This is a genomic window from Burkholderia cepacia (genome assembly GCF_001039005.1).
GTDB classification, from domain to species: domain Bacteria; phylum Pseudomonadota; class Gammaproteobacteria; order Burkholderiales; family Burkholderiaceae; genus Burkholderia; species Burkholderia theae.
Genome location: NZ_LDWR01000115.1, coordinates 1 through 3,787, shown reverse-complemented (window position 1 = coordinate 3,787; position 3,787 = coordinate 1). Strand labels below are relative to the sequence as shown.

Here is a 3,787-nt window from a genome sequence, read left to right as displayed (position 1 = left end):
CGACGAACAGTGCGACGGGCCGGCGCCAGTTGCCGTCTATTGCCGCGAGCTAGCGGCCAATACCAGATCCTGGGGGCTCGATTCAACCGGGTGGGATGCAATTGAGCCGGAAGCCGATAGTGCGAAAGAGGCCATGGCTTCAATCAGGGAAGCGGGCACCTTTTCTTTCGGCACACTCGGTACATCGAGTGCCGGTCGACTGACGATCCCCTTGCCAAAGAGGGGGCCTACTTGCAGAAGCGGATGTCCAGTCACAAGGTCTTTCACATCAATCGAATGCGGTGACATATTGTTGTCAAGTTCGCGCAGGCGTACGAAGAGTGCATATGGGTTCAGCTTTTTCAGCAATGTGACCTCAAAGAGGGATTTCCGTTGGATTAGGACTTCACCTTGGTCCAAACGGATCGCCGAGAGATCAGCCCCTCGAGTAACGCCATCAAACCGGTAGTAGATCAGCGGATTGCCGCGTGAAGGAGCGCCCCTTAGCCGCTTCACCAAGTCAGGAAACTTCGAGGTAGATGTGAAAGCGAGATCAAGTAGAGCGTCGCCCGGATGCACTCGTTGGAAGAATGCGTCGATATCCTGTTCCACGGTTGCGACCCGAAACACCGGATCCAAACTTGGCGCAGCCGCTTTGCCGATAAAACGCTCAACGTTTTCTATATGTGCTTTATAAATAGGGTGCACGGGTGCGTCGATCGTGGCGCGTAAGGCAGCATTGAGTGAATGATATCCTTCGCGCGTGTAAAAAATGACCGAATTCTCCTCGCTTTCGTTGACCTGACGTTCAGTGTAATGGGTCCGCAGATTGGCGACGTCACAATACGGCTGATGTTCGCTATCCATAAGAAAGGAACGAGCGACCTCGTCATGCTCGCGTGGATCCGTACCAATCGCAAACTTGATATTGTCGCCATCAATATGCCAATGACCGATCAGTTCAGGGGTAGTAGATGGTGCGTACAGACATGGCAGATTTATCTTCATCGGTTAATGATTCCACTGTTCATATGCTCGTGGCGGCCCGCTCCCTTTGCTTTACGTGAGCGTCATGTCCACAAAACGATGGTTTGATGGACGCCTGTCGGCCGTGATCGGTACAGCTCGCGAAACCGCATAAAAGGCATCCGGAATCGGCCTCCATCTTTCAATGTCCGACTATACTGGATTTTCATCGGCCAAACTGGAATTCGTATGTTGATCGGCTACGCACGGGTTTCGACCGACGACCAGCACCTTGACTTGCAACGTGACGCACTCGCGAAGGCGGGCTGCGAGCGGGTTTTTGAGGACACGGCCAGCGGGGCGAAATCGGAACGCATCGGGCTGACGGCACTGCTCGCGACACTACGTCACGGCGACACCGTGGTCATCTGGAGACTCGACCGGCTTGGCCGCTCGCTGAAAGATCTCATTTACCTGGTCGAACGGCTGGACGCCGCCGACGTCGGCCTGCGCAGCCTTCAGGAGAGCATCGATACGGCGTCGATCGGTGGGCGCCTCGTGTTTCACTTGTTCGGCGCGCTTGCCGAGTTCGAGCGCAACCTGATCCGCGAGCGGACCCAAGCTGGCCTGTCGGCGGCCCGGGCTCGCGGTCACAAGGGCGGCCGCAAGAAGCGGCTCGATCCGGAGCGCGAGCGACTGGCCCTGCAGCTTTATCACGAACGGCGGCACACCGTCGAGGAGATCTGCCGGCTGATGGGGATCGGCAAATCCACGCTCTACAACTATCTGACCGCGGCGGAACGCAATGCCCAGCGGGCGGCGTAAGTCGATTCCGACCGACTCAATTATGCAGTTGCGGCAGCGGCTCGACCGCCTGCCGCACAAGAGCCCGGAGCGTGCGGCCCAGGTTGCGGCCGTCGCCGAGCTGTACGGTATCTCGAAAACTACCGTATATCGCGCATTACACCGGGTCCAGCAGCCACACGCGGCACATCGCGCCGATCACGGCAAGTCGCGTGTGCTGCCGCAGGCCGAACTCGAACGCTACTGTGAGCTGATCGCAGCGCTGAAGCTGCGCACCACGAACAAGCAGGGGCGGCACCTGTCGACGCGGCGAGCGATCGAGCTGCTTGAAGAGTATGGCGTCGAGACCGCGCAGGGGCTCGTCAAGGCACCGCGCGGCGTACTGCACGTGCCGACATCACTACCTGTTGGTGCTGCGCCTCGATCAGCCACATCTTCTGCGCGAGCCGCCCGCCGTCCGGTTTCAGGCTGAGCACAGCAATGACTGCTGGCAGTTCGACCTGTCGCCGTCCGACCTGAAACACATCGAACGCCCGGTGTGGATCGATCCGGCGAAGGGCGAGCCCACATTGATGCTGTTCAGCGTGGTCGATGATCGCAGTGGCGTCGCCTACGACGAGTATCGTTGCGTGTACGGCGAGGACGTGGAATCGGCGCTGCGCTTCCTGTTCAACGCGATGGCTGCGAAGGCCGATCCCGCGTTTCCGTTTCAGGGCCGCCCGAAGATGATCTATCTGGACAACGGCCCGGTTGCCAAAAGCCGCGTGTTCCAGAACGTCATGCAGGCGCTCAATATCGCATGGCAGACGCATCTTCCAGCCGGGAAAGACGGCACGCGCACCACCGCGCGCTCGAAGGGCAAGGTTGAGCGTCCGTTCCGCACGGTCAAGGAAGCGCATGAAACGCTGTATCACTTCCACAAACCGGAAACGGAGAAACAGGCGAACGAATGGTTCTTCCGCTATCTGCTGCGCTACAACGTCCAGGAGCATCGCTCCGAGAAGCATTCGCGGCTCGACGATTGGCTTGCGCATCTTCCGGTCGAAGGCGTGCGCGACATGTGCACGTGGGAGCAGTTCTGTCGGTTCGCGCGCGAACCGGAGCGCCGCAAGGTCGGCATCGATGCGCGCGTCTCGATCGACGGCACCGCATATGAACTTGAGCCCGACATGGCCGGGGAGACAGTGGTGCTGCTCTGGGGCCTGTTCGACGATGAGCTGTACGCGGAGTTCGATGACGAACGCTTCGGGCCCTATCACCCGGTGTCGGGGCCGATCCCGCTTCACCGCTATCGGGCGTTCAAGCGCGGGAAAGCCGATGAGCGGGCCGACCGCATCCGCACGCTGGCCGACCAGCTCGGACTGCCGATCGCGGCACTTGCTGGCGACGACGTCCGGCTGGCACCGGTGGCAACGCCGCCGGCACCGCTGCCGCATCAACCGTTTGACGCCGACGCGCACGAGTACCGGTTTCCCAGTGCGATCGCGGCCAAGCTCGCGATCGCTGACGATCTGGCGCAGTCACTTGCGAAACTGTCATCGCAGGATCGGTTGTTTATCAAGCAGGTGCTTGCCGAAACTCTGGTGCGCCGGGTTGTACTGGCGCGCGTCCGTGACTATTTCCGGCATCGTAAGTCAGGAGAAGGCCATGCGAGCTGAAGTGATGGAGCACTACGGACTGGCAGTCCCGTTGAACCAGGCCGGCTACTTCGAGACGGCGCACCACCAGCAATTGATGAAGGACATCAAGGGCGCGGTCTTCGAGGGACGGCTGATCGCGTTGTGCGGCGTGGTGGGCTGCGGCAAGACAGTGATGCTGCGCCGGCTCCAGCAGGCACTCGAGGACGAGAAGCGCGTTACGGTGTCGAAATCGCTCGCGATCGAGAAGCATCGGATCAAGCTCGCGACGTTTATCGCGGCACTGTTCTATGACCTGTCGACCGAAAAGCAGGTGCGCATTCCGACGCAGGGCGAAAAGCGAGAACGCGACCTGCGCGAACTGGTCCGGAAGAACAAGCGGCCCGTCGCACTGTTCGTCG

The 3,787-nt window shown here is 60.1% G+C and carries 3 protein-coding genes and 1 pseudogene; 3 read left to right on the top strand and 1 reads right to left on the bottom strand.

Annotation, left to right across the window (positions count from 1 at the left end):
* Positions 1–36: 36 nt before the first annotated feature.
* Entirely contained in the window at positions 37–987 is a 951-nt protein-coding gene (locus tag VL15_RS41455; protein ID WP_080971110.1) for an ADP-ribosyltransferase, read from the bottom strand.
* Between the two features lie 207 nt (positions 988–1,194).
* Between VL15_RS41455 and VL15_RS38105 the strand changes: the two genes are divergently transcribed.
* The 3 genes and pseudogenes from VL15_RS38105 to VL15_RS38095 form a co-directional block, all read left to right on the top strand.
* Positions 1,195–1,770 (top strand): recombinase family protein, encoded by a 576-nt coding sequence (locus VL15_RS38105; protein WP_048252062.1) that lies wholly within the window; start codon positions 1,195–1,197, stop codon positions 1,768–1,770.
* A gap of 4 nt (positions 1,771–1,774) precedes the next feature.
* Positions 1,775–3,407: pseudogene (locus VL15_RS38100) on the top strand (IS481 family transposase).
* On the top strand, positions 3,397–3,787 hold a 391-nt coding region (locus tag VL15_RS38095; RefSeq protein ID WP_048252064.1), incomplete at its 3' end, for an AAA family ATPase. The pseudogene VL15_RS38100 and the gene VL15_RS38095, both read left to right, overlap by 11 nt.

Excerpts from the sequence above, each read along its gene's own strand:
- VL15_RS41455 (WP_080971110.1), bottom strand. The coding sequence starts at position 987 with ATGAAGATAAATCTGCCATGTCTGTACGCACCATCTACTACCCCTGAA.
- VL15_RS38105 (WP_048252062.1), top strand. The coding sequence starts at position 1,195 with ATGTTGATCGGCTACGCACGGGTTTCGACCGACGACCAGCACCTTGAC.